The sequence below is a fragment of the Leptobacterium flavescens genome, from assembly GCF_010671605.1.
GTDB classification, from domain to species: Bacteria; Bacteroidota; Bacteroidia; order Flavobacteriales; family Flavobacteriaceae; genus Leptobacterium; species Leptobacterium flavescens.
In genome coordinates, this window is record NZ_JAABOO010000001.1 from 1,019,844 (window position 1) to 1,046,182 (window position 26,339).

Annotated in this window: 17 protein-coding genes; 11 read left to right on the top strand and 6 right to left on the bottom strand. The window is 40.9% G+C overall.

The annotated features are described in order from the left end of the window. Positions 1–115: 115 nt before the first annotated feature. From GWK08_RS04565 to GWK08_RS04575, 3 genes are all read right to left on the bottom strand, one after another. Complete coding sequence (locus GWK08_RS04565; RefSeq protein ID WP_163605714.1) at positions 116–874, bottom strand: hypothetical protein; 759 nt, start codon at positions 872–874, stop codon at positions 116–118. Between the two features lie 103 nt (positions 875–977). After that, the gene (locus tag GWK08_RS04570; RefSeq protein WP_163605715.1) at positions 978–1,700 is read right to left on the bottom strand and encodes a copper homeostasis protein CutC; all 723 of its coding nucleotides are present in this window, start codon (positions 1,698–1,700) and stop codon (positions 978–980) included. 5 nt (positions 1,701–1,705) lie between these two features. Then, complete coding sequence (locus tag GWK08_RS04575) at positions 1,706–4,006, bottom strand: beta-N-acetylhexosaminidase (RefSeq protein ID WP_163605716.1); 2,301 nt, start codon at positions 4,004–4,006, stop codon at positions 1,706–1,708. A gap of 198 nt (positions 4,007–4,204) precedes the next feature. On the opposite strand from GWK08_RS04575, the gene GWK08_RS04580 reads away from it, so the two are divergent. The 7 genes from GWK08_RS04580 to GWK08_RS04610 all read left to right on the top strand — a co-directional run bounded on the left by GWK08_RS04580 (position 4,205) and on the right by GWK08_RS04610 (position 17,031). Then, positions 4,205–7,123, top strand: a complete 2,919-nt coding sequence (locus GWK08_RS04580) for a GH92 family glycosyl hydrolase (protein WP_163605717.1) — start codon at positions 4,205–4,207, stop codon at positions 7,121–7,123. A gap of 90 nt (positions 7,124–7,213) precedes the next feature. After that, on the top strand, positions 7,214–8,245 hold the full coding sequence (locus tag GWK08_RS04585; protein ID WP_163605718.1) for an isoaspartyl peptidase/L-asparaginase family protein: 1,032 nt from the start codon (positions 7,214–7,216) through the stop codon (positions 8,243–8,245). 45 nt (positions 8,246–8,290) lie between these two features. Next, entirely contained in the window at positions 8,291–9,064 is a 774-nt protein-coding gene (locus GWK08_RS04590; protein ID WP_163605719.1) for an NAD(P)-binding domain-containing protein, read from the top strand. 317 nt (positions 9,065–9,381) lie between these two features. Then, positions 9,382–11,673: a S9 family peptidase gene (locus GWK08_RS04595; protein WP_163605720.1), complete on the top strand. Its 2,292-nt coding sequence runs from the start codon at positions 9,382–9,384 to the stop codon at positions 11,671–11,673. A 239-nt stretch (positions 11,674–11,912) separates the two neighbouring features. Further along, positions 11,913–14,741, top strand: a complete 2,829-nt coding sequence (gene polA, locus GWK08_RS04600) for a DNA polymerase I (protein ID WP_163605721.1) — start codon at positions 11,913–11,915, stop codon at positions 14,739–14,741. Positions 14,742–14,911: 170 nt separating this feature from the next. Further along, positions 14,912–15,265 carry an endonuclease domain-containing protein gene (locus GWK08_RS04605; RefSeq protein WP_317168142.1) on the top strand — a complete coding sequence of 118 codons (354 nt, stop codon included), beginning with the start codon at positions 14,912–14,914 and terminating at the stop codon, positions 15,263–15,265. A gap of 62 nt (positions 15,266–15,327) precedes the next feature. Continuing rightward, positions 15,328–17,031, top strand: a complete 1,704-nt coding sequence (locus GWK08_RS04610; RefSeq protein WP_163605722.1) for a helix-turn-helix domain-containing protein — start codon at positions 15,328–15,330, stop codon at positions 17,029–17,031. 37 nt (positions 17,032–17,068) lie between these two features. Here the strand turns inward: GWK08_RS04610 and GWK08_RS04615 are convergent, their stop codons facing one another. From GWK08_RS04615 to GWK08_RS04625, 3 genes are all read right to left on the bottom strand, one after another. Then, positions 17,069–19,732, bottom strand: coding sequence for a DUF5916 domain-containing protein (locus GWK08_RS04615; RefSeq protein ID WP_163605723.1), 2,664 nt, complete (start codon positions 19,730–19,732; stop codon positions 17,069–17,071). A gap of 142 nt (positions 19,733–19,874) precedes the next feature. Beyond that, a complete protein-coding gene (locus GWK08_RS04620; RefSeq protein ID WP_163605724.1) occupies positions 19,875–20,387 on the bottom strand; it encodes a lipocalin family protein in 513 nt (170 codons plus the stop codon). Between the two features lie 113 nt (positions 20,388–20,500). Next, positions 20,501–23,161 carry a DUF5916 domain-containing protein gene (locus GWK08_RS04625; protein WP_163605725.1) on the bottom strand — a complete coding sequence of 887 codons (2,661 nt, stop codon included), beginning with the start codon at positions 23,159–23,161 and terminating at the stop codon, positions 20,501–20,503. Between the two features lie 263 nt (positions 23,162–23,424). On the opposite strand from GWK08_RS04625, the gene rplM reads away from it, so the two are divergent. From rplM to tsf, 4 genes are all read left to right on the top strand, one after another. Continuing rightward, entirely contained in the window at positions 23,425–23,880 is a 456-nt protein-coding gene (gene rplM, locus GWK08_RS04630; RefSeq protein WP_163606301.1) for a 50S ribosomal protein L13, read from the top strand. Beyond that, positions 23,881–24,267, top strand: a complete 387-nt coding sequence (rpsI, locus tag GWK08_RS04635) for a 30S ribosomal protein S9 (RefSeq protein ID WP_163605726.1) — start codon at positions 23,881–23,883, stop codon at positions 24,265–24,267. A gap of 163 nt (positions 24,268–24,430) precedes the next feature. Further along, on the top strand, positions 24,431–25,279 hold the full coding sequence (gene rpsB, locus GWK08_RS04640; RefSeq protein WP_163605727.1) for a 30S ribosomal protein S2: 849 nt from the start codon (positions 24,431–24,433) through the stop codon (positions 25,277–25,279). Positions 25,280–25,379: 100 nt separating this feature from the next. Continuing rightward, positions 25,380–26,204: a translation elongation factor Ts gene (gene tsf / locus GWK08_RS04645; protein ID WP_163605728.1), complete on the top strand. Its 825-nt coding sequence runs from the start codon at positions 25,380–25,382 to the stop codon at positions 26,202–26,204. Positions 26,205–26,339 lie beyond the last annotated feature (135 nt).

The window sequence follows — 26,339 nt, forward strand, 5'->3', positions numbered from 1 at the left end:
CGCAAAGTTACTTTTATTCGAAGGTATAAGCCCGGGCTTTAAAAATTATTTAACTAATTCACTGAGGCCAGTATCAAAGAAATACGGAATGCGTCGGTTTCTGCCTTTCTTCCCCTTAATCCAGTTTTTCGATAATAAAGACGGAGTCTCCGGAAAAGGCATGAGTTACCGTACCCGTATTCCCTTCACCAATGGTAGCTACTCCAACCACATCATTAGCAGCCAGGTTTATGATATCGGTAATATTTATGGTAGCTTCGGTATTTCCGTTCTGGAAACTGATATATCCCATAGAGGTGGCCGACACTCTGGTGGAATTCGCAATAATCCCTGCCAGGACATTGGTATCCTGTTCCGTACTTCCCGACGAGTTGACCCCCAGTAATCTGATGTTTAATATTACCTTATACCTTCCTGCCTCCGTTACCGTGATACCAAATGTATCATTGATCTGGTATAAAGCACTATCATCATTAAATTCTGTGGTATCGAATAACGGGATCAACGTAAAAGTGGAAGAGTTCAGATCGGTAGTAGTATCGGTATTTGAAAACCTTGCCCGTCTGGAAGAAGTTCCTGTAGTTAAACTTATCCAATTGGGAGAAGCTCCTGTTCCCGAGTTGTAATCAAAAGTATTGGTAGTGGTATTGTAAATAAGTAATCCTTTTGCAGGATTGCTGATGGCATCACGTTGAACGGTGGTCATTCTGGGAAATAAAACCCCCGTATTATTATTTGCAGATACTACCTCCAAAGCCGAAGAAGCATCTGGAGTATTGGTTCCTATTCCTACCTGGGCAAAAAGCCCTGAACTAAAACATAAAACGATCGCCGGAAAAATAGCGTAGGTCACCGATGACTTCATTGTTTTCATTGCATAAGAAGTTTAAGTGGGTGGCCGACAATACACAAAACCCGTAACATTACGAAGGTTTTATTGTATAAACTTAAGAATTTTTATATGAAGATGCTAATTATCAGGTAGTTATATTTCTGATCTCTTGTATTTTCTGTATATCCGAAAATGTTTGTCTGCCTTCATCAAAGGCATCCAGGTTAACCATGGAAGGCTGTGGTATATCGGTAGTTTTCCTGGAACTGCCTGCAGAAAAGTGGACTTCTGTAAAGCCTTCATTCCGGAAATGCAATACGTTTTCCTTGTTTATTCCTCCGCCCGGCAGGATGGTAATCCGGTTATCGGCTTGTTTTAAAAGTGTTTTCAAAAGCGGAAGTCCTTTAAAAGCGTTAGAAGACTGACCGGAACTAAGTATCCTTTCGGCTCCAAGGTTTATGAGTTCTTCAAGTGTTTGCCCGTGGTCGGGAACCCAATCAAATGCCCTGTGAAAAGTAAAAGACATCGGACCTGCCAATTCTATCAGCTTACCCGTTCGGGCAACATCCAGCTCCTGATCCTTATTAAGAACGCCGGAAACGACACCATTGCATTTTAATTCCCTGCAAAGAGCAATATCTTCTTTCATGACCTCAAACTCCTCCTCGGTATAAGTGAAATCTCCACTTCTGGGGCGTATGAGTACATTTACCGGAATAGACAGGGTATTCATTACTTTTTTTATCAACCCGTAGGAAGGTGTTATTCCTCCCAGGGCCAGTTCGGAGCACAATTCAATCCTGTCGGCTCCTCCCTTTTCCGCATTTAAAGCCGATTCATATGAATTTGCACAGATCTCCAGTATCATTCTTACTATTCTACTATTATTTCATCAATAAAGGTCCACGCTCTGTTCCCGGCACCTTGCTTTCCATCTGGAATAAGTCCGTAATTCTCCACCTCTATTTTAATATACCTCACCTTTTCTTCAGCAAAGGAAGCACTCATAGGAATGATCAAATCGCCGGAATTTTTATCTCTTTCCACAGTTACACTGTTCATATTCTCTTTATCTGCGGAAAGGGAGAAGGTTACCGAACCGGGAGCATAAACCCACTGACCGTTGGCATTGAAAAATCTTGTACTGATCTTCTTTACCGGAACTTCCTCTTCAAGATCGATGAGTATTTCCAGGTCATCTCCCCAAAAGCCAAGCCATTCACTATCTCCAAAACGTTTACTATTTCCGTTAATACTGTTTATCAGAGCTTCTCGGCCCCCGGCATTGTACGCCTCATGAGGTTGAACATTGAGCTCTATTTTCTTATTGACCGCTTTGTGATAGTTGAGTTTCTGAACAAACTGGCTTCCCAGTAGTTCTCCGTCTTCATAGACCCCTGCCTTAATGGTGATATTACGATCTATTTTTATTGGGGACGTATAAAGCGGGGAAGAGCTATTCAGGTCAGTTCCGTCAACGGTATATCGTATTTCCTTATCCGGTAACAGTGTCTTAAGTTCATAAAACAAGTTACCGTCCTCATTGATCAGCTCTCCTTCTATTTCGTACAAGTGATTTGCATACTTAATATTTAAATGATCCATGCGTTCCTGAAAACGCTCCAGCCTGGAAATGAATTCCAGGTAATCCTTATCCGTATCTTCAGACCATACCACTTCACTAAGAGCAATTGCTCTTGGAAAAGCCATATAGGTAACCTTATCGAAATCGGGCATATATTCCGTCCATATATTTCCTTGCGCCCCCAGGACAAGCTTAGCCTCTTCAGCATTCAACTCCTCAGGAATAGGATTAAATTCATATACTTTTTTTAATGGAAGAAAACCACCGATAGCCAGGGGTTCATTTTCATTTTCACTCTGGTAATAATCAAAATAACTATGAGAGGTCGGGGTCATCACCACATGATTTCCATGCTTGGCAGCTTCGATGCCTCCCTGCATTCCTCTCCATGACATTACCGTAGCGTTAGGTGCAAGTCCTCCTTCGAGGATCTCATCCCACCCGATGATCTGTCGTCCTTTGCTGTTGAGATATTTTTCCATTCTGGTAATAAAATAACTCTGTAATTCATGCTCATCTTTAAGGCCTTCCTTTTTGATCAGCTGCTGACAATGAGCACAACTTTTCCATCGTGTCTTTGGAGCTTCATCTCCTCCTATATGAATATATTCCGATGGGAACAAGGCTATTACCTCATCCAGAACTCCCTCTAAAAAAGCAAAGGTTTTTTCATTCGGGCAGTATATTTCTTCAAAGATCCCCCATTTGGTAGCTACTTCTACAGGCTCTTTAGCACACCCCAGTTCAGGGTAAGCTGCAATGGCCGCCTGGGAGTGACCCGGCATTTCAATTTCAGGTACTACGGTTATTTGCCGTTCTGCGGCATATGCAACAATTTCCTTTACCTGTTCCTGGGTATAAAACCCGCCATATCTTTTCCCGTCAAATTTATGGGGTTGATCATTATAATGACCTATCAGTGTCTCCTTTCTATACGCTCCTACTTCTGTAAGCCTGGGGTATTTTTTAATCTCAATACGCCAACCCTGATCTTCGGTAAGGTGCCAGTGAAAAGTATTCATTTTTAACATGGCCAGCATATCTATATAAGTCTTTATATCATCTATATCAAAGAAATGCCTTCCCACATCCAGGTGCATTCCCCTGTATACAAAACGGGGTTCATCCTTAATATTCAAGGCCTGGATGGCGAATTTTTCATCTTCACAGGAGCCGTCCTCAAAACAGGGCGGAAAGAGTTGCCTCAGGCTCTGTATCCCGTAGAAAATACCTCTGTTACCGGCAGCCTTGATCTTTATGGAATTCTTATCTATTTCAAGTTCGTAAGCCTCTTCGTTCTCCGTATCAGTACCGGCAACTTCCAATACGATCTGATTGGCGGCAATCGTTTCGGTTTCTTCTAATTCTATTCCCGTTCCTTCTCTGATAAGGTTCTTCAGATAGCTGGCATTCACTCCTAGTGTTTCATCCGCTTTTAAGGTGGTCTGCGGGTTTAAGGTAAAAGCTCCTTTATTGAGCTCTATCTCTAAAGGTTGAGGAATGATACGCGGAATTTCGGGTTTGATGTCGGTCGATGTGCATCCTATACCTAAAAGGAATAATACACTTATCAATAATCTGTTACTCATCGTTTTTTTATCTTAGAATCCCTAAAACTACTAATCTTTTCTTTAATAAAATCGCCTCAGGGAATAATCCCGTCGGGCCAGGTCAAAACATCTCCCAAATCTGCCGTCGATTTCTCTTTTTTATCTTTTTGAAAGATGCGATCCATTAACCAGCATTTTATTATCTTAGAAACCTTAAAATCAAATAATCTGTTTTTAATGAGACCGTTACTTTCTTTTCTGCTTCTTTTAGCTTTTTTAACCTCCTGTACCAACAAGACAGATATTACTCCTGCCGTCAAGGATCAGGCTCTGATTTCTTATGTTAATCCCTTTATCGGGACCGGAGGTCACGGACATACTTATCCCGGTGCCACCATGCCTTTCGGGATGATGCAACTTAGCCCCGACACCCGGCTTGAAGGATGGGACGGTTGTTCCGGTTATCATTACAGCGACAGTTATATTTATGGTTTTTCACATACTCATCTTAGCGGAACCGGTGTATCCGACTATGGTGATGTTCTCTTAATGCCAACGACAGAAGTTGTCTTTAATAATGGGGCCGATGGGAATAAAGGCTACCGCGCTCATTTCTCTCATGAAAATGAAAGTGCCAGCCCGGGATATTACAGGGTACATCTGGATACTACAGATATAGATGTAGAGCTTACGGTTACTCCCAGAAGCGGGATGCATAAATATTCTTTTGCATCTGCCGAAAATCAGGTTATCATTCTCGATCTGGAACACAGAGATCAGTTAATGGGGCATCAAATAAATGTTCTTTCCGATCAGGAGATCTCCGGATACCGGAATTCCAAAGCCTGGGCCACAGATCAAAGGCTTTTTTATCATATAAAGTTCTCCAGGCCCTTTAAGAAAAATACAGGTTCTTCGGAAAAGGACCCTACCAAAATGGCTTTCGAATTTGACAACCCGGACAACGAACCGATCTATGTTTCCGTAGGTATTTCTGCTGTGGATACTGAGGGAGCCGGGAAAAATCTGCAGGCAGAAATAGGCGATAAGAGCTTTGCTCAGATAAAGGAGGAAGCAGAGAAAAAATGGGAATCCCAACTGGAAAAAATAGTTATTGAAAGTCAGGATACCGATTATAAGGTAAACTTCTATACTTCTTTGTACCACACCATGCTGGCTCCTAATTTATATCAGGATGTTGACGGAAGATACAGGGGGATGGACCTTAACGTACATCAAACTTCCGATTTCGATTATTATACCGTATTCTCTTTATGGGATACCTTTAGAGCTACCCATCCGCTTTATACGATCATAGAGCAGGAGCGTACCAATGATTTCATCAACACTTTTATCAGCAAATACGAGGAAGGCGGAATCATGCCGATATGGGATCTCGCTGCCAATTATACGCATTGTATGATAGGCTATCACGCAGTTCCCGTTATTGCTGATGCTTACCTTAAAGGCATCACCGATTACGATACGGAAAAGGCTTTCCAGGCTATGAAACACAGTGCCACCAGGGATAAACTCGGATTAAAAGCTTATAAAGATCTCGGTTATATTCCGGTGGAGGAAGAAAGTGAATCTGTTTCCAAAACCCTGGAGTATGCATACGACGACTGGACCATTGCCCAGATGGCTAAGGCCATGGGTAAAACCGGAGATTATGAAAATTTTATGCAAAGGGCACAGTTCTACAAAAATGTATTCGATCCGCAGACAAAATTCATGAGGGGGCGTATCAGAAACACCTGGTTCAAGCCTTTTGATCCTTATGAGGTTAATTTTAATTATACAGAAGCTAACTCCTGGCAGTACAGCTTTTATGTACCTCAGGACATTAATGGTTTTATGGAACTTCTGGGAGGAAAAGCGGGGTTGGAAGCCCAACTGGATGCACTTTTTAATGCCGATAATGAAACTTCAGGAGCCAACCAGGCGGATATTACAGGTCTGATCGGGCAGTATGCACACGGAAACGAACCGAGTCATCATATGGCATATTTGTACAATTTCGTCAACAAACCGCACAAGACCCAGGAAAGGGTACGTCAGATACTCACAGAACTCTACACCAATGCTCCCGATGGTATTTCGGGGAATGAAGACTGCGGACAAATGAGTGCGTGGTATGTATTGAGCTCTTTAGGTTTCTATTCGGTTACTCCTGCTTCCAATCAGTATATCATCGGAGCTCCGCTCTTCAATAAAGCTACCATCAATCTTGAGAATGGGAAAACCTTTACCATTGAAGCGGTTAATGTATCCGATCAGAATAAATATATAGCTTCCGTTTCCCTGAACGGGAAGAAGTTAAAACGGACTTATCTGTATCACAATGAAGTTGTAGACGGAGGGGCTCTGGTTTTCGAAATGACCGATACTCCTTCGGAATGGGGAACAAAAGAAGGACAGGAACCGGTAACGGAAATAAAGGAGCATCAAATTGTTGCAGCGCCTTATATCGAAAAAGGAGATATTGCCTTTAAGGGTGATACAGAAGTGGTTATCGGCAATATAGATCCTGAGGCAGAAATGTTTTTCAGGCTCAATGATGATGAATATAAAAAATACGAAGGCCCTATTACGCTTTCTGATGCATCCGTATTGCATACCTATGCTCAAAAAGACGGAGTTAAAAGCGCGGAGATCGAAACAGAATTCTTTAAAATAGATCCGAATATCAGTATCACCCTCGAGTCTGAATATGCCAATCGCTATAACGGAGGAGGAGACAATGCTTTGATTGACGGGATAAAGGGGACTCTTGGTTTTAAAACAGGTACCTGGCAGGGCTATCACAACAGGGATGTAATTGCTACGGTAGATCTCGGAAGTGAAAAAGACGTTAATCAGATCAGTACCGGTTTCCTTAAAGATCAAAGAAGCTGGATCTTTTACCCAACAGGCGTGGAATACTATATTTCTTCGGATGGCAAATCTTTCCGCCCGGTAGGGAAAGTTAAAATGAATGAGCCTACTCCGTCAGATGAAGTTGAAATAGAAAAAGTAAGCGTTTCCCTGGATGCGGAAAAAGCCCGTTATGTGAAGGTAATCGCCAAAAAGCTGGGAGTGCTTCCCGAGTGGCATCTCGGATATTCTTATGACGGACGTAGCTGGATCTTTATTGATGAAATTGTTATTAACTAAGTAACAATCTCTTACTTACTTCAAAATTGATGATCCAAAAGCATCATTTTTAAACAAATAACACACCAAAACGTTATAAAACCAATCTTAATGAAACGTAGAAAATTTATTGAAAAAGCAGCATTATCGGGAGTAGGTATTACCGTTGGAGCTTCCGTTGTGGGTTGTAAAGATACTAATCAGAATACGACACAGGAGCAGGATACGGAAACCGGTTCTTCAGAAAAAAAAGCTATGAATATCGACAAGACAAAATTCCCCATTGCAGTATGCACATGGGCATTCACTTCGGCAAACGCAAAAGCCGGAGAGGAATTGGCACAGGGTAAAGACGCATTAGATGCTGTTATTGCAGGAGTTGCCGTTGAAGAAGAAAATATTAAAAATACCACCGTCGGTAAAGGTGGTGCACCGGACCGGGAAGGGAATGTAACCCTGGACGCCTGTGTTATGAATCCGGAAGGCGATTGCGGAGCCGTGGTATGTGTGGAGAATATTACCAATGTGGCAGCCCTGGCAAAGAAAGTAATGGAAGAAACTCCACACGTGATGCTCGCCGGAGAAGGTGCCGAAGAGTTCGGATACCGGCAGGGGTTTGAAAAAGAAAACCTGCTAACGGAAGATTCTAAAAAAGCCTGGGAAGAATGGAAAAAATCTCCCGAATACAAGCCTATCATCAATATTGAAAATCACGATACCATCGGTATGCTTGCCATCGATAAGGACGGAGATATTGCAGGTGCCTGTACCACTTCCGGTTTATCATATAAAATGAAAGGGCGTGTCGGGGATTCCCCGATCATAGGTTCCGGGCTGTTTATCGATAATGAGATAGGAGGGGCTGTTGCTACCGGAATGGGAGAAGAAGTCATGAAAACCGTAGGTAGTTTTCTGATCGTGGAGTTAATGAGAAACGGGATGTCCCCTCAGGAAGCATGTGAAGAAGCCATCAGAAGGATCGTCTCTAAAAACGAGCGTTATAAGGATTTTCAGATTGCTTATCTGGCGATGAACAAAGCCGGAGAAGTGGGTTCTTATTGCATTCATGAAGGTTTTACCTATATGAAATACCAGGATGGGGAAAATACCAATGTTAAACCCGGATTCTTTTACCATCCGTAGATCACTAAATTCATTTAATCTATATCCTTTTCTAAAGCTATCGTCATGAAATTAGGTTTTATTGGTGTAGGCAAAATTGCCGGTGCCGTTATCGAAGCCCTGTGTACTTCAAAAATGGGAGAATTATCTGTTTCCCTTTCTCCAAGAAACAGTGAGAAAGCAGATAAACTGGCCTCCCGTTTTTCCAATGTAAAAAAGCAGGCTTCCAATCAGGAAGTCATAGACAATTCCGATATAATTTTTATTGCCTTAAGGCCTGCGGATGCGCAAAGTATACTTTCCGATCTTCGGTTTGACGACCAGAAAACCGTTGTTTCTTTTATCCCCTATCTCACGCATTCAGAGCTGGCCGAAGCCGTAAAGCACTTTAAACATATTTCCAGGGCTATCCCCTTACCCACCGTGGTACATCACAATTGTCCGATCCCCGTTTTTAATCCGGACAAAACGGTAAAAACCATCCTGGATCATATCGGACAACCTCTTGAAGTAAAAAGTGAAACAGAATTGCATAGTATCTGGACCTTAACCGGGCTGATCACTCCCTTTTACGAACTGATGGGCGCTTTGAGTCAATGGACCCATGAGCATGGAGTAGACAGGGATACCACCAATCAATACGTTTCGGATCTATTCGAATCTCTGGCCTACGCAGCTCAGAAGGCAGAAGTGATAGATTTTGAAGAACTGGCAGATCACGCAGCTACTCCGAACGGAATGAACGAGCAAGCCGGAAAAGAGATTAGGGAAAAAGGTGCCCACGAGATTTACCGGCAAGCTTCTGATAATCTGCTGGCCAAATTCATGAAAAATCTATAGTAAACCGTTAACTGAAGCTATAAAAACGTTAAACTTTGTTAAAAATAATGAGATTCGAGCCTGCTATTTTAATCAAAAACCGGATTTAATAATACTATTTTAACTCATAATCCAATTATTCCATTCAATATAGAATATATTACATAAGTTGACTTTTATTAATGATTCTTATTCTTTCCCAATTTTACCGCTATTTACGTAGCGGGTATTTTCTGTATAAAACTTGACTTTTATTACCCATTTTCTCTCTCAACACCTGTATTTTCAGGCTTTAATGCGATTGGCTATCTTTATATTGAAGTATAAAATAACCGGTAATGAAACTGAAAAAAAACCAACTAGTTTCCTGCCTTTTGGCATCGTTTTTTTGTCTTATCTTCAGCTCTTCTTCCTATGCTCAGGAGAGTATTACCAAAGAAGATTATCAACGGGCAAAATCGTTTTTATGGGAAAATATCAATAACAAAAAAGCTTTTAACCTCAGGATCTTTCCGAATTGGTTCTCGAACAATACAGGTTTTTGGTATTTAAAATACAGCAAGGAAGGTAAAGCCTTTAAAAAGGTACTATTTGCCAATGCTGAGGAAGAAGCACTTTTCGACCACTCCAGGCTGGCAGAAAAAATAGCTACACTCACTAAAAAGGAAGTTAAGGCTACTGAGCTGCCTTTTAATTTTGTGGAATATGTTGACAAAGATCATCTGGAATTCAGATTGAATAACAAAACCTATGTACTGGATCTCGGCTCTTACGATTTAAAGGCCAAGAAAAAAGAAGAAAGTCGCAACGCTTTCGAAACTACATCCCCTGATGGGAAATGGGTTGCTTATTCCGAAAACTACAACCTCTATCTAAAATCGACAGAGACCGGAGAAGTAAAACAACTCAGCCGTGACGGTTATAAAAATTACGAATATGCCAGTTTTTATGGCTGGTATGATCTGATGGAAGGTGAGAACGGGAACAGACCCAAACGATTCTTTGTATCCTGGTCTCCCGATTCCAAATATATCCAGACTTCTATTTGCGATCTTCGGTATGCCGATAAAATGTATATGCTGGATTTCAGTATAGATTCGCTCTACAGGCCTAAATTACTATCATATTACAGAGGTTCTCCGGGAGATACGACCATGGTTCATATGAAGCCTGTTTTCTTCGATATAGAGAACAGCAAAGAGATCACTCCCGAGCTTCCGCGAAACACACATATCAACGCTCCTTCCTATAGCTGGGGTAAAAACAGCGGGGAAGTATTCGTAAGCTATGATGAAAGAGGATATCAAAAAAGTCACCTTTTAAAATTAGATCTGAAAAGCAACAGTAAGAACCTTCTTCATACGGAAACCAGTAACACCAATATCGATAATTTCGATTACTGGATCCTGGAGAAAAAGAACACCGTTATTTTTAGTTCGGAGAAAAGCGGATGGAAGCAACTCTATTCTGTTGATCTCGGAACAAAGGAAGTTACTCCACTTACCAAAGGAGATTACTTTGTAAATAGTGTCAGTTATATAGATGAAGACAAGGGCATTGTTTATTTCCTGGCTTCCGGAAAGGAAGAAGGAAGCAATCCTTATCATCAGTATTTGTATAAAGTTGGCCTAAAAGACAAGAAAGTCAGATTGCTTACCCCGGAAAAGACCCATCATCAGATCAGTTTTTCTCGAAACGGTAAGTATTTCCTGGATAACTTCTCTACCGTAGATAAACCGACCAAAACGGTACTCAGAAGTTCAAAGAACGGTAAAGTTGTTCTTAAAGTTTCTGAAGCCGATATAGCAGGTCTTACCGAAGCGAACTGGACGCCTCCACAGACGTTCACCACTACGGCCAGAGATGGAAAAACTACTATTTACGGAGCTTTATGGAAGCCGACAAATTTCGACCCTTCAAAAAAATATCCCATTGTAGATGCCAGTTATACCGGGCCACATACACAGATGTATCCGGCAGGTTTCAGACAGGGGCTCAGTCATTGGGTACTGAGAAACAATCAGGCATTGGCCGAGCTGGGCTTTATTGTGGTAAGTGTTGACGGTCTGGGGTCTTCGGGAAGATCGAAAGAATTTCACAATCACTCCTACAAGAATCTGGGAGGTAACCTGGAAGATCATGTTCTGGCTATTAAATCGCTGGGTAAAAAATACAACTGGATAGATACCGACAAGGTGGGGATATTCGGGCATTCGGCAGGTGGATATGACGCAGCTCACGCCCTGCTTCAGTTCCCTGACTTTTACAAGGTAGCTGTATCCAGTTCTGCAGATCACGATCACAGAATGGAAAAAGCCTGGTGGCCTGAAATGTATATGGGATGGCCGGTAGACAAGGCTTATCATGAACAATCAAATATAACCATGGCTTCTAAGCTTAAAGGTAAATTGCTATTGGTACACGGCGGAGTTGACAATAATGTCAACCCTTCGGCAACATTTAAGCTGGCCGAAGCGCTTATTAAAGCAGATAAAGATTTTGACTTGCTCATCATCCCGAGCCAGAATCACGGTTATTCGGGGAAATTCAATACCTATTTCACCAAGAGGAAATGGAATTATTTTATTGAGCACCTCAGAGGGATCCAACCTCTGTGGAATTTTGATTAAGGATGTATTCTCATCATTAAATTTTAATTATTCATTTTGAGTTAAGTCGGCCTTCGGGCCGGCTTTTTTTATCTTCATCACCTCACCTGAAAAATAATTTAATGGCCACCCGGGAAAAGATTTTAATTCTACGCAATTAGTTTGTAGTTTTGAAAGTCTGGGTGACTTCATAAAGTGAGTTAAACACCGGCTTTCTTTTATACCCGTTTTGCAAATACTTTAATTCTTAAAAAACAATAATGTCTGATCAGAAACGACTCTTTTTACTCGATGCTTACGCTTTAATTTTCAGGGGATATTACGCATTTATCAAGAATCCGCGTATCAATTCGAAAGGAATGGATACTTCGGCCATAATGGGTTTTACCAATTCTCTTCTGGATGTGATCAAAAGGGAGAAACCCGACCACCTGGCCGTATGTTTCGACAGAGGCGGAAGCGTTTCCAGAACAGAAATGTTTGAAGAGTACAAAGCCAACAGGCAGGAAACTCCGGAGGCCATTAAAATAGCAGTACCCTATATCGAAAAGATACTGAAGGCTATGAATATCCCGGTGATGGTAAAGGAGGGTTACGAGGCTGATGATATTATTGGGACCCTGGCCAAAAAGGCAGAAAAGCAAGGCTATAAAACCTTTATGGTAACCCCCGATAAGGACTTTGCCCAACTGGTGTCTGATAATATTTTTATGTATCGCCCGCCCAGAATGGGAAATACTTATGAAGTATGGGGAATTCCGGAGGTAAAAGAAAAATTCGGAGTGGAAAATCCCGAGCAGGTGATCGACTTTCTGGGAATGATGGGGGATTCTGTAGATAATATTCCGGGGTTACCCGGAGTCGGGGAGAAAACCGCAAAAAAATTCCTGGCACAATACGGAAGCATGGAAAACCTGCTGGCCAATACCCATGAGCTTAAAGGTAAAATGAAAGAGAAAGTAGAAGCCAATGCAGAACTGGGGATCCTGTCTAAAAAGCTGGCCAGAATTATGCTGGATGTTCCGGTAGAGTTTGATGAGACCGAATTTGAATTCTCCGATCCCAATATTGAAGAGGTAAAGCAGATATTTATGGAGCTTGAATTCAGGAGGCTTACAGAAAATTTCCTGAAGACCTTTGCACCTCAGCAGCAAGCTGCATCGGAAGTGCCTGCTTCTGCAAAAAAAGCAGCTACTCCCGAGAACACACAATTCGATCTTTTTAATATGCCGGGAAGCGGCACCGCAGATGTCAGCACTGCATCCGTATCCGGATTTAATACAGTAGCAAACACCAAACACCTGTATCAATATGTAGATACTTCCCTGGCCAGGAAAATACTAATGGAAAAGCTGATGCAACAATCCAGTGTATGCTTCGATACCGAAACAACGAGTATAAAGGCTCTGGAAGCCGACCTCGTAGGTATTGCTTTTTCCTGGGAAGAGAAAAAAGGATATTATGTTTCGATTCCGGAAGACCGGGAAGAAGCTCAAAAGATCCTGGAAGAGTTGCGTCCGTTTTTCGAAGCCGAAGGGATCGAGAAAATAGGGCAAAACCTGAAATACGACATCAAAGTACTTTCCAATTACGGTATCCCTGTAAAAGGAAAGATCTTCGATACTATGATAGCCCATTATCTAATTAACCCTGATATGAGGCATAATATGGATGTCCTGGCGGAAACCTATCTTAACTATCAGCCTGTTTCCATTACGGAACTCATAGGTAAAAAAGGAAAGAATCAGGGGTCTATGAGGGATGTGGAGCTATCCAGGCAAACGGAATACGCTGTTGAAGATTCCGATATTACCCTGCAGTTAAAGAACCATTTTCAGAAAGAACTGGAAAGCGGGAACGTGACCAAGCTCTTTAACGAAGTTGAAGTCCCGCTTGTAAGTGTACTTACTTCTATGGAGATTGAGGGTATCAGAGTGAACACCGATTTTCTCAGTGAATTATCAGAAGAGCTAACCAAAGACATTAATCGTCTGGAAAAAGGGATCTATGAACAGGCCGGAGAAGAGTTTAACCTGGCATCACCAAAACAGCTGGGGCCCATTCTTTTCGATAAGCTAAAGCTTGTAGATAAACCCAAGAAAACCAAGACAGGGCAATATTCTACGGCAGAAGATGTCCTTTCCTATCTGGCTAAGGACCATCAGATCGTTGCCGATATCCTGGAGTGGCGTTCCTATAAAAAATTACAAAGCACTTATGTGGATGCACTACCAAATGAGATCAACCCAAAAACCAAAAGGATTCACACGGTTTATGCCCAGGCGGTAGCTGCCACGGGACGTTTGAGCTCCAACAATCCGAATCTTCAGAATATCCCTATCAGGACGGAGAGAGGTCGGCAGGTAAGAAAGGCTTTTATCCCCAGAAGTGAAGACTATGTGCTTCTGGCCGCGGATTATTCCCAGATAGAACTCCGTATTATTGCAGCTTTAAGCGAAGAAGAAAATATGATCAAAGCCTTCCAGAATGGTGAGGATATTCATGCTGCCACAGCAGCTAAGGTTTTCGGGGTTCCTCTGGAAGAAGTTAGCAGGGAACAGCGTGGTAATGCAAAGACCGTGAATTTCGGTATCATATATGGGGTATCGGCTTTCGGGTTGAGTAATCAGACCACCCTAAGCAGAAGTGAAGCCAAAGAATTGATAGATACTTATTATAAAACCTATCCTAAACTTCGCAGCTATATCAGCAATCAGATAGATTTTGCTCGGGAGAACGGTTATGTAGAGACTATTCTTGAAAGAAGGCGTTATCTGAAAGATATCAATTCCAGGAATGCAGTGGTACGCGGAGCGGCAGAACGAAATGCCGTTAATGCGCCTATTCAGGGAAGTGCGGCAGATATTATAAAGATCGCTATGATCAACATCCATAAAAAACTGGAGGAAGAGAATTTTAAAACCAAAATGTTGCTTCAGGTACATGATGAATTGGTATTTGACGCCTATAAACCGGAACTGGAGGCCGTTCAGACCCTCATCAAAACAGAGATGGAGAATGCCTATAAACTAAGCGTCCCGCTAGATGTTGAGATCGGGATTGGCGAGAACTGGCTGGAAGCACATTAATTGGATTTGCCTCCGGAAGGGGGAAAACAAGAGTTGCATTAATTAGATTGTCCCCTTGAGGATTTTGTTCTTCCCTGGAGGGGAGAAAACAAGAGGGTTATTAATTGGATTGTCCCCTTGAGGGGACCATAGGGGTGTAAAGAAGTTTCATTTAACATGAAAACAAAATCATTCCATATGACCCTAAACTAAAGGAACTCGCCAAAAGTTTAAGAAAGAACAGTACTTTATCTGAAGTACTTCTTTGGCAGAAAATCAAACAACGTGCATATGGGTTTCAGTTTCACAGACAGGTTCCAATGTTAGATTATATTGTTGATTTCTATTGTCACGAATTAAAATTAGTAATAGAAATTGATGGGAATAGTCATGATCATAAATATTTTTATGATATGAAAAGGCAAGGTCGGTTAGAAGCTTATGGTGTAAGGTTTCTAAGGTTTTCAAATGCGGAAGTAAAAAATAATATGTTCGGTGTCCTACTCGCATTAGAGGAAACTATAGAACAATTGAAAAATGATTAAAACACCCCTGTAAGCCCCCTCAAGGGGACAATTTAAATTTCTTTATACAATAATTTGCAACAATGTCAACCCGAATATCCAGATTATTACTTACAACAAACTTTTTAATAACTACAATTGTTTTTTCTCAAAAGCTATCGATTGAAGATAGAAGAATTATAGATTCATTAAAAAAACTGGATTATAAAGAAATATATACCTCTTTTAAAAAAGTTGAGAATGACTCTATTAAAGCATTTGTTTTTGCTCAGGCTTATTTAGAGAAAGGAAAGGAAGAAAAAGACAGTATCAAAATTGCAAACGCATATAGTCAACTAAACTTCATCACAAATAATCCATATGTATCAATACGTCTTGGCGACAGCATAATCCATTACACTAAAAATCTAAAACATAAAGATTATCCTTCACTGGGCTATTTGATAAAAGCTGGTGAATACTATTTTCTAGGCAAATACAAGTTAGCGTTAGATAATTACATTATTACCTATAAATACCTGGAAGAAAATGAAAACGTACAATATCGTTTGGCAGTAAAAACAGAGATAGCAGGACTTAAAAATATTCTGGGATTATATGAAGAAGCCTTTTTTGAATTCAAAGACATCCTGAAATTGGTCATAAACGATAGTCTTAACGAATATTATAATGATAATTATTTAACAACTTTATTAAACTTAACAAGTTTATATAATTCATTAGACAAATTGGATTCGGCAGGTATCCTTATAAAAGAGGGTATACATAAAAGTCTCGCATTAAAGGACACTTCGAAATATTATGAATTCATCACTGCTGGAGGTTTTAATGAATATTTTAAAGGGAATTATCAGGCTGCCATTGATAGTTTAGATAAAGCTTTTCCTTATGATAATGATCAAAACGCAAGAATTAATTATTATCTATACAAAGGAAAAATAGCAAAAAACCTCGGTAAGCCAGAAGAAGCCATCACTCATTTTAAAAAACTCGATTCTATTTATGAAATCCATCAAGATCCAGTAAGAGAATTACCGGAAGTATATAAAACCTTTGTAGATTATTACAAAGAAAAAAACGACATTAAAAATCAATTAAAATATTTAGACAAGTTAATTTCTGCGGATAGTATCCTAGATGCTAACTTTAGATTTCTCAATAAAAACATTCAAAAACATTATGATATTCCTCAATTGTTATCGGAAAAGGAACATTTAATTCTAAAACTAAAAACTGAGAAAAAACAATCGGATATTGGTTTGATTATTCTGGGAAGCTCTATCATATTGTTGGGAAGTTTTCTTTTTTACTATGTCAAAAGGCAGAAATCCTATAAAAAACGTTTTAAAGAGGTTTTCAATGATGAACCTGATCGGAAATATGAAAAAACAAAAGCTTCTCCGGAAATCAAAGGAGTTTCCTTGGAATTAATAACTGAAATCAGAAATGGTTTATTAGAATTTGAGGATAAAAAAGGCTTTTTAAACAGCAAAACAACCTTAAACAGCTTATCTAAAAAACTGGACACCAATACTAACTACCTTTCTAAGATCATTAATTTCTACGAGCAGAAAAACTTCAGCAATTACCTCAACGATCTTAGAATTGAGTATGCAATAAAACAACTCAAAACAGATCCCCAATTCCAGTTATATTCCATTAAGGGGATTGCTCAGGAAGTAGGGTTTAACAGTGGAGAGTCCTTTTCAAAAGCCTTCTATAAACGAACAGGGATCTACCCCTCATACTTTTTAAAACAATTGAAAAAAATCAAAACACCCCTGTAAGTCCCCTCAAGGAGACAATTACGATAATATTAATTCCCTACAAATTAAACCTGTACGTAGCTTTTACCAAAAAGGTGTTTTGAGGGCGCTGTCTTAACAACTGATTATCTATTATACTGCTAAAGCTATTGCTCGGATCTCCCGAGCCGGTAATTCCCTGCGACCATACGAGGAAGATCTCAGAGCCCGGAATATACTCCCATCGTACTACCAGGTTGGAGCGGAATTGTACAAAGGCAAAATCCGGGTCCCCAAAGCTGTAATCTGTAGTTCCGTCTGTATTTTCATCAACAGAATACAAACCGTTTGCAAAGGAGATCTGATCATCGCTGTACAGGCTTACGCGTTCACTCAGGTCTTTGGCAATAGCGTTATTCACAAAATTAAAGTTCGTGTATTTGGCCCTGAAGATAAAAGGTTGCCCGTAATACTGAACTGTCAGGTTAGGGTTAATATTGTAATTCACTCTCAGGGTCGTACTCAGGGTTTCCTGATCGATCTCTCCCGTAATATATCGTGTAGTTCCGTTAAAATCGGTTTGGGTTACATACTGGGTTTTGCTGGGATTCTGGGAATACTCGGTAGCCAGCGACATACTCAGTGCATTAAAAGGCTGATATCTAAAACGAAGCTCATAAAGTCTAAAGGAAAAGTTATTCTGTTTGGCCTGGGAATTCACATGACCGGCTACCAGGCTGAATTTTTTCCGCCTGTCCGTTCCGACAAAGAGAAAGGCAAAATTCTCCTGACTGAATCGCCAGCGTGGCCCGCCTCTTAAAATGGTATTGGTAAATATCCTTGGCTTATGGGCCGCACCGAAATCGACAAACCAGTTGTTCTTGAAGTTTACATCCGCATTGATCTCATAATGTATCCTGTTGTAATTCCCTTCAAAATCATAGGTAGTGAACTGTTCAAATCCAATACGTGCCCTGCGGTACCAACTGGTGGGCTTGTTAAATAACCTTCTGATATTAAAATACTGCCGTATATCATCCGCCTGTCTCAGAAAACCTATATCATTTAATTCGAGTTCGGGAGAACGCCAGTTCCCTCCTATATTATATCGCCAGTTTCCGCCTCCGCTTTTTCCGATCTCAAATCTTCCACCGGTTCCGGTTAGTGACGTACGGGTAGGATCTACCTCAACATGACCGGCATCGGAGCGTTGAAATAAATGAGTAAGTGAACGCTGCGTAATTTCTATCGCTTCTTCACTTCCGTGCACATTACTCAATACCACATTTCCTTCCATATAGTATTTACGCTGTTTCCAGTTATGCCTGAAATCGAGTCCGGCACTATAGGCACTTTTCCTCAGAAAATTGAGATTATCCTCCAGTTTGCGATTGGTAGCAGTAAAAATACCACCCACATAGGAGTTCCTGTCATTAAAATCCTTCTGAACCCTTGTTACCAGGTAATTGGTAAGAGGTTCTACCAGTTCCTCCCTTCTTTCCCCTATTTCACTCAGGCCGTTAAGGACTTCCGGATCTGTATTCAGTCCTATTTCGGCAAATTCCTTATCTGTAATACTTTCCAGGATCCCTATGGACCATCCGTTTTTGGTTTTTCCGCTAAACTTCGCAGCTCCGAGAATTGTACTGTTGGTCGGAACATCTGCAAATTCTCCTTTTTCACTATCTGCGGTAGTCCCTCCCTGAGGAGTTCTTCCGATACGCCGGGAAAAGAAAAGATTATCCCTTCCCCCTCCAAAACGGAAGTCGAAAATGTTCTTATTCTCCACAAAAAATGGCCTGCGTTCCTGGAAAAAAATCTCAAAACCATCCAGAGCAATGGCTCCCGGATCGGCATCTACCTGACCGAAATCGGGGTTTACCGTAAGATCGAGAGTAAGGTCGTTGGTAATTCCTATTTTGGCATCCAGTCCGACAGTCAGCTTGGTATCGCTTCCGTCCCTGAACGGATTTCCTTCTTCTTTTTCAAAAGTATCCAGTTGGCCCACAGTGTATGGCTGGATCTCCAGCTGTTTCTGTGGCTTAAGGCCTTTAATTCCTCTCAATTCCCCAAACTCACTCACCCATCCCGGAGGATTGGCAGGCAAAGGTTGCCAGAGAGAGCGTTCTTCATTATTAAAATATCGTCGGGTAGATTGTAATCCCCACACTTGTTCGTCTTCATTTCCGAAACGCAGCTGGGTTAAAGGAATACGTACCTCGGCAGTCCATCCTTCTTCATCTATATTGGTTTTCATATACCAGATAGGGTTCCAGCTGGAATCGAAATTCCCGTTATCGGAAATAAATTCATCCCCTTTAACTCCCGAGGCGGAAATAGTAAATGAAAAACCACTACGGTCATCGTTATAACTGTCAATATTGATCTCCACCCAATCTCCGGGGAAGTCATCCCGTCTTCCCAGGCGTTTTTCTATGGTAGAGGGATCTGCCTGATAACATCTGAATGCCACATAGAGATTTTTATCGTCGTAGATGATCTTCATCTTGGTTTGCTCTGTAGGCGGTGTTCCCGTATCGGGTTCAAACTCCACATAGTCCGTGGCCCATTCAACTATGTTCCAGGCTTCATCATCCAAGAGTCCGTCTATTTTAGGAGCTTCTAAGTCCCCAATAGCTTTGGTATAATATACTTTTTTAGGTATGGAATCTGATTGTTGTGCTTTTACGGAGAAGCACCCACAAAATAGAATTACGATCAGGCATCGATAATTAAAATTCATAAAGTTTATTGGTTAGAGTGTCGGTATAATGACTATAAGTTAATTCGAAATGTTACAGTCTGCAGTTCTTTTTGCAAAAAATTAACTTTAAATTATACTTTTTTAACTAAAACCGTATTCTCTTTAACTTTATGAATTTTAATTATATGTTGATCCTTACAAAAACAAGTCCTGCGGTCACATCTTCATCTATTTCAAGGTCTTCCAGGCCGTTTACATCGCCTTCAAAGGAAAGTACATTCTCCTGCAGGCTTATCTCTACAACAACGGTTTGTCCTTCGGAAGTAAGGCTTAAGGTGGTTCCGTCAAGGGTCCAGGTTCCACCGGATTCTGTCATTTCTTCAAGGCAATCAACAGATCCCTCTCCTGAAACGGGGTCGACATCAAATTCCACATCCGTTGTCCTGGAGACGTAACTTCCGTTTTCCATAAATTCAAGGACAACATTAAAGCAGGGAACCTCATCCAGGAAGTCGTCTGAACTCGTCCCGTCAAAATTGGCATCTACAGGCTCCGAATATATCAGGGAAGTCAGGTCCCAAAATCCCACCAGGGAATTATTCGTATTCGTATCCTGTGCTATGTCTTCGGAATCGTCAAAGGTGCAGGAATACACCAATGCGCATAACAGTATAAAAAACAGTTTAGGTTTCATAATTTGGGGCTTTTATGAATTTATACCTTCAAATTTAACCAAAAAAACGCTATAAAGCTAAAAAAGAGCAACTTAAACAAAAGCTGCTCTTTTTGTTAAACCTAAAACCACTGTTATAAAACGAAGCGGTATGTTGCTTTGATCAGGAAGATATTTTTGGGTTGTGATCCCAGAATGCTGTTATCCAGATTCCTGAATAAACCGTCCTGAGGATTTCCCGCTTGGGAAATATCCTGAGACCAGACCAAAAATATCTCCGATCCGGGAATATACTCCCATCGGAGTACCAGATTGGAACGGAATTGCACAAAGGCAAAATCCGGATCTCCAAAGCTGAAATCTATATTCCCGTCTGTATTCTCATCTACTTCATAAAGCCCCGCACCGCTGTTAAAACCTATCTGCGAATCATTATACTGAAGGAATCTGTCATTAAAACTAGCTGCCTGAGGATCGGTAACTATCTTAAAATTGCTATATCTCCCCCTGGAAATAAAGGGCTGCCCCCAGTACTGAATGGTCAGATTCGGATTGATCGTATAATTGACCCTTACCGACATACTCAGGGTTCTCTGATCGATCTCTCCGTTCAGGTATCTGATATCATTATTTCCCAGATCTATATTGCTTATAAACTGAAGCTTGTCCTTATTAATGTTATAGGAAGGGAATGCCGATATTCTCAGGGCGTTAAGAGGTTGGTAGCTCAAACCGAAATTCAGATTAAACGCCAGCGTGGAGTTGTCCAGGGCCTTAGATCCAGAAGTACTCAGATTAAAGCGTACCTTTTTCCTGTTATCGGTACCGATATTGTTCCAGTAGTTAACCCTCGGGGATCTGCGTAATCTGGGGCCGCCCCTTAAAGCGGTATTGGACTGATCTATTGCTATATAATTAAAGCCGAGATTCCCGAACCAGTTATTCTGAAAGTTGGCCCAGCTGTTTACATTCCACTGAAGGCGGTTAAGATTCCCTTCAAAATCCCAGGCACTCCAGTGATTGTAATTAAGTCCCAGGTTTCTGAAAATAGAAAAAGGCTTCAAGGTCCTGTACCCTATCCAGGTGTAATGTCTGAGGTCATCTGCCTGTCGCAAAAAACCAATATCGTTTAATTCCAGTTCCGGGGACCTCCATGTAAATCCACTTTCAAAACGCCAGTGTCCGTTAGCTGTCTTTCCCAATTGTATATTCCCTCCGGTACCGGTCAGGGAGGTCCTGGTAGGATCTACTTCCACATGGCTCGCATCTACACGTTGAAATAAATGGGTAATAGATTCCTGTGTATTAAGAATAGCCTCTTCACTTCCTTTTACATGGCTGAAAATAACATTTCCCGCCAGGTACCAGGCCCTGTTCTTCCATTGATGTTTAAAATCAAAACCTCCACTAAAAGCCGATTTACGCAGGAAATCCAGGTTGTCGGTAAGGTTGCGGTTGGTTGCCGTGAAAATACCTCCGATAAATGTATTCCGATCATTAAAATCCTTCTGCAATCTTCCTACGAAATAATTCGTCAGAGGCTCAACAACTTCTTCACGGCGTTCACCTTCATTATCTATTTCTGCATATTCTTTTGCGGTTACGCTTTCCAGGATCCCTATAGACCATCCATTCTTGGTTTTTCCGCTAAACTTAGCAGCTCCCAGAATGGTTGTATTTTCAGGCCTGTCCACAAATTCATTGCTTTCGGTATCCGGAAATCCCTGCGGATTCCTTCCTATTCTCCTGGAGTAGAAAATATTGTCAAAACCAAAGGTATTTCCCGCCTGAGAGTTGGAAAAGCGGTAATCAAAGATATTCTTGTTCTCAACAAAAAAGGGCCTTCGCTCCTGGAAGAAGATCTGGAAACCATCTAAAGCAATGGCCGAAGGGTCGGCTTCTACCTGACCGAAGTCAGGATTTATAGTAAAATCGAGGGTAAGGTCGTTGGTAATCCCGATCTTTCCATCCACACCGCCACTTAACTGGCTTTCTCTTCCATCTCTGAACGGGTTTCCCTCTTCTGCTTCGAATGTTTCCAGACTTCCAACAGTATATGGTTGTATTTCTATTTGTTTTTGAGGAACCAGGTCCATCAGGCCGTGTAATTCTCCCATTTCACTAACCCATCCCGGGGCGTCCTGGGGAACACGTTGCCAGACATAACGCTCTTCGCCTCTAAAGAATCTCCTGGTAAACTGCAGTCCCCATATTTGTTCCTTACTTTTTCCGAATCGTAACTGGCTAAGAGGGATCCTCATCTCTGCTGTCCATCCCTCTTCATCCACATTTGTTTTTGCATACCAGATGGGGTTCCAGCTACTGTCCCAGTTGTTCCCGTTATCGGTAACGAATTCATCACCCTTCACCCCCGCTACGGTAAGATTAAAAGAGAAGGCTGTTCTCAGATCGTGATAACTGTCAATGTTTATTTCGATCCAGTCTCCGGCAAACCCGTCTCTTCTGGAAAGGCGTTTCACGATCTTATCCGGTTCTGTATCATAACAACGAACTCCTATATAAAGGTTCTTGTTATCGTAAAGGATCTTAAACCGTGTCTTCTGCGTCGGTGCCGTATTTTCGTCCGGGCGGTTTTCTATAAAATCGCCATCCCATTCAACGATATTCCAGCTTTCGTCATTCAGCAAACCATCTATGGTCGGAGCCTGGGCATCCCCAATGGCCTTGGTGGTATATACCCTTTTGGGTACAGTAGGAGTTGATTGTTCTTGAGAGTGGGCAGCAATGCCAAAGAGCACGCATATGCCCAAAAGGTAGATGGTTTTGAATTTCATAATAAAGTAGTCAGGTTGTTTGTAGTTAAAGACAAATCGAATTCTTTAGTTGTTACACTCGTTGTCCTTTTTTAATAAACAATTAACAGTTATAGCGGTGGGCAGCTATAAATACTGTAATTTTGCAGAAAACTACCGCTGTCAGAATCAAAGATTTAACAGCTCAAAAATATTCATATTGCCTATTTGTTATTCCCATTAATAGTTGTACATTTGCAGCCCGTTAATTGGGAATGGAATGTTTAATTTTAAAAAAGATTAGTGTGGACACATTGAGCTACAAAACAATCTCAGCTAACAAGTCTACTGTAGATAAACAGTGGGTTCTTGTTGATGCAGATGGTCAGACATTAGGACGTCTAGCTTCAAAAGTGGCAAAGCTACTAAGAGGAAAGTACAAGCCTAATTTTACACCGCATGTTGATTGTGGAGATAATGTAGTTATTATCAACGCTGAAAAAATCAACTTAACAGGAAACAAATGGGAGGCGAAAAAATACATTCGTCACACGGGTTATCCTGGTGGTCAGAGAGTACGAAATGCCAGAGAACTTTATGAAAAAGATCCGGCTAGAATCGTAGAGAAATCAGTAAAAGGAATGTTGCCTAAAAACAAACTAGGTGCAGATCTATTCCGTAATTTAAAAGTGTATGTAGGTCCTGAGCACAATCAGGAAGCACAAAAGCCTACTGCAATTAACTTAAACGATCTTAAGTAAATGGAAGTTATTCACAAAATCGGTAGACGAAAAACTGCTGTTGCGAGAGTGTATGTTTCAGAAGGAAAAGGAAACATCACTATCAACAAAAAAGATTTAAATACCTACTTCCCTACAGCTACTTTACAGTACAAAGTAAAACAACCTTTATCTCTTACAGAGAACGTTGAGAGCTTTGACATTAAAGTAAATGTATACGGAGGTGGTATTACAGGACAGGCCGAAGCAATTCGTTTGGCAATCTCAAGAGCACTTTGCGAAGTAGATGCTGAAAACAGAGGAGCTTTAAAGCCTGAAGGTTTATTAACAAGAGACCCGAGAATGGTAGAGCGTAAGAAATTCGGTCAGAAGAAAGCTCGTAAGAAATTCCAGTTCTCTAAACGTTAATCTGTACCGGGATTTTTCGGTATTATGTTCATTAATTATTGAAAATTAGTTGTCGTTGTTCTGTTAAAAACAGAAGACTAGTTTAGCATCCAAATGATGAAGGCCGATATCAGTTCGCCACTTCAACATTGCTAACTTCAACGGAACGTAAACTATTAAAAAAATGGCAAACAACATAGAAGTAAAAGACTTACTTGAAGCAGGTGTACATTTTGGTCACCTAACAAGAAAGTGGAATCCGAACATGGCTCCTTATATCTACATGGAGAGAAACGGTATCCACGTAATTAATTTATACAAAACTGCTGCTAAAATTCAAGAGGCTAACGCAGCTCTTAAGAAGATCGCAGCATCCGGTAGAAAGATCTTATTCGTCGCTACCAAGAAACAAGCAAAAGACATAGTAGCAGAAAAAGCTGGTGGTGTAAACATGCCATATATCACAGAAAGATGGCCTGGAGGTATGCTTACCAACTTTGTTACGATCAGAAAAGCAGTTAAGAAAATGACTGCGATAGACAAAATGAAAAAAGACGGTACTTTTGATACACTTTCAAAAAAGGAACGTCTCCAAGTTGATCGTTTAAGAGCAAAACTAGAGAAAAACTTAGGCTCTATTGCTGATATGACCCGCTTACCAGGTGCAATATTTATTGTTGACACTATGCGTGAGCACATCGCGGTTAAAGAAGCTCAGAAATTAAACATTCCAATCTTTGCGATGGTTGATACAAATTCAGATCCTAGAGATGTAGATTTTGTTATTCCATCTAATGACGATGCTTCTAAATCAATAGAAAAAATACTATCTCATGTTACTTCAGCTGTAGCGGAAGGGCTAAGCGAAAGAAAAGCAGATAAAGAATCTGCGAAAGCAGAAGCTCAGGCTCCAGCGGCTGAGAAAGCTGCACCTGCCAAAGAAGAAGCTGCACCTGCAAAGGAGAAAGCTGCTCCGGCAAAAGAAGCAAAAGCAGAAGCAACTGAGGAAGTTAGCACAAACGAAGAAAATTAATATTAATTTAATGTTGAGGAGCAGATCTGTTTAACCACTGTAGTAATTTTGCAGAGAACGGATCTTCAAATTAACGACTTCAAAGTAAACAAGGAATAAAATGGCAAATATTACGGCCGCAGAGGTAAACAAATTAAGAAAATCTACCGGTGCCGGTATGATGGACTGTAAAAAGGCTTTGGTAGAGGCTGAAGGAGACTTCGATAAAGCTATCGAGATACTTCGTAAAAAAGGACAGAAAGTTGCTGCTAAAAGAGCAGACAGAGAATCTTCTGAAGGTGCAGTTATTGCACAGGTTAACGAAGACAGAAACAGCGGGGTGATCGTTTCTCTTAACTGTGAAACTGACTTTGTTGCTAAAAACGAATCTTTCGTTAATCTAGCTAAAGACCTTGCTGAATTAGCACTTAGCTTTAACAGCAAAGAGGAATTCTTAGGTGCTACTTACAACGGGATGACTGTTGCTGATAAATTAACAGAGCAAACCGGTGTTATTGGTGAGAAAATTGAGATCGGAGATTTCAAAACTCTAAACGCTCCTTTCGTAGGATCTTATATCCACGCAGGAAACAAGATCGCTACTTTGGTTGGTTTATCTGCCAATGTAGAAGGTGCTGATGTTGCTGCTAAAGATGTAGCTATGCAGGCAGCTGCTATGAATCCTGTTGCCCTTAATGAAGAAGGTGTTGATCAGGCTATCATCGAAAAAGAGATCGAGATCGCTAAAGATCAGCTTCGCGCAGAAGGAAAGCCGGAAGCAATGTTAGACAATATTGCCAAAGGAAAACTAAAGCGTTTCTTTAAAGACAACACACTGGTTAACCAGGATTTCATTAAAGACAGCAAGCAGAGCGTAGCTCAGTACGTTAAATCTGTAAATGCAGATCTTACCGTTACTGATTTTGAAAGAGCAGCTCTTGCTTAATTAAAGTTAAAACACATTTCGGCCGAAGGCCGGAAATGTCAGGCATAAAAAACCGTTTCACTTGAAACGGTTTTTTTTATCTCTCCTTTTCTCAGGGCTTTAACGCTCCTGCTAATCTTAAATAATCATAATTTT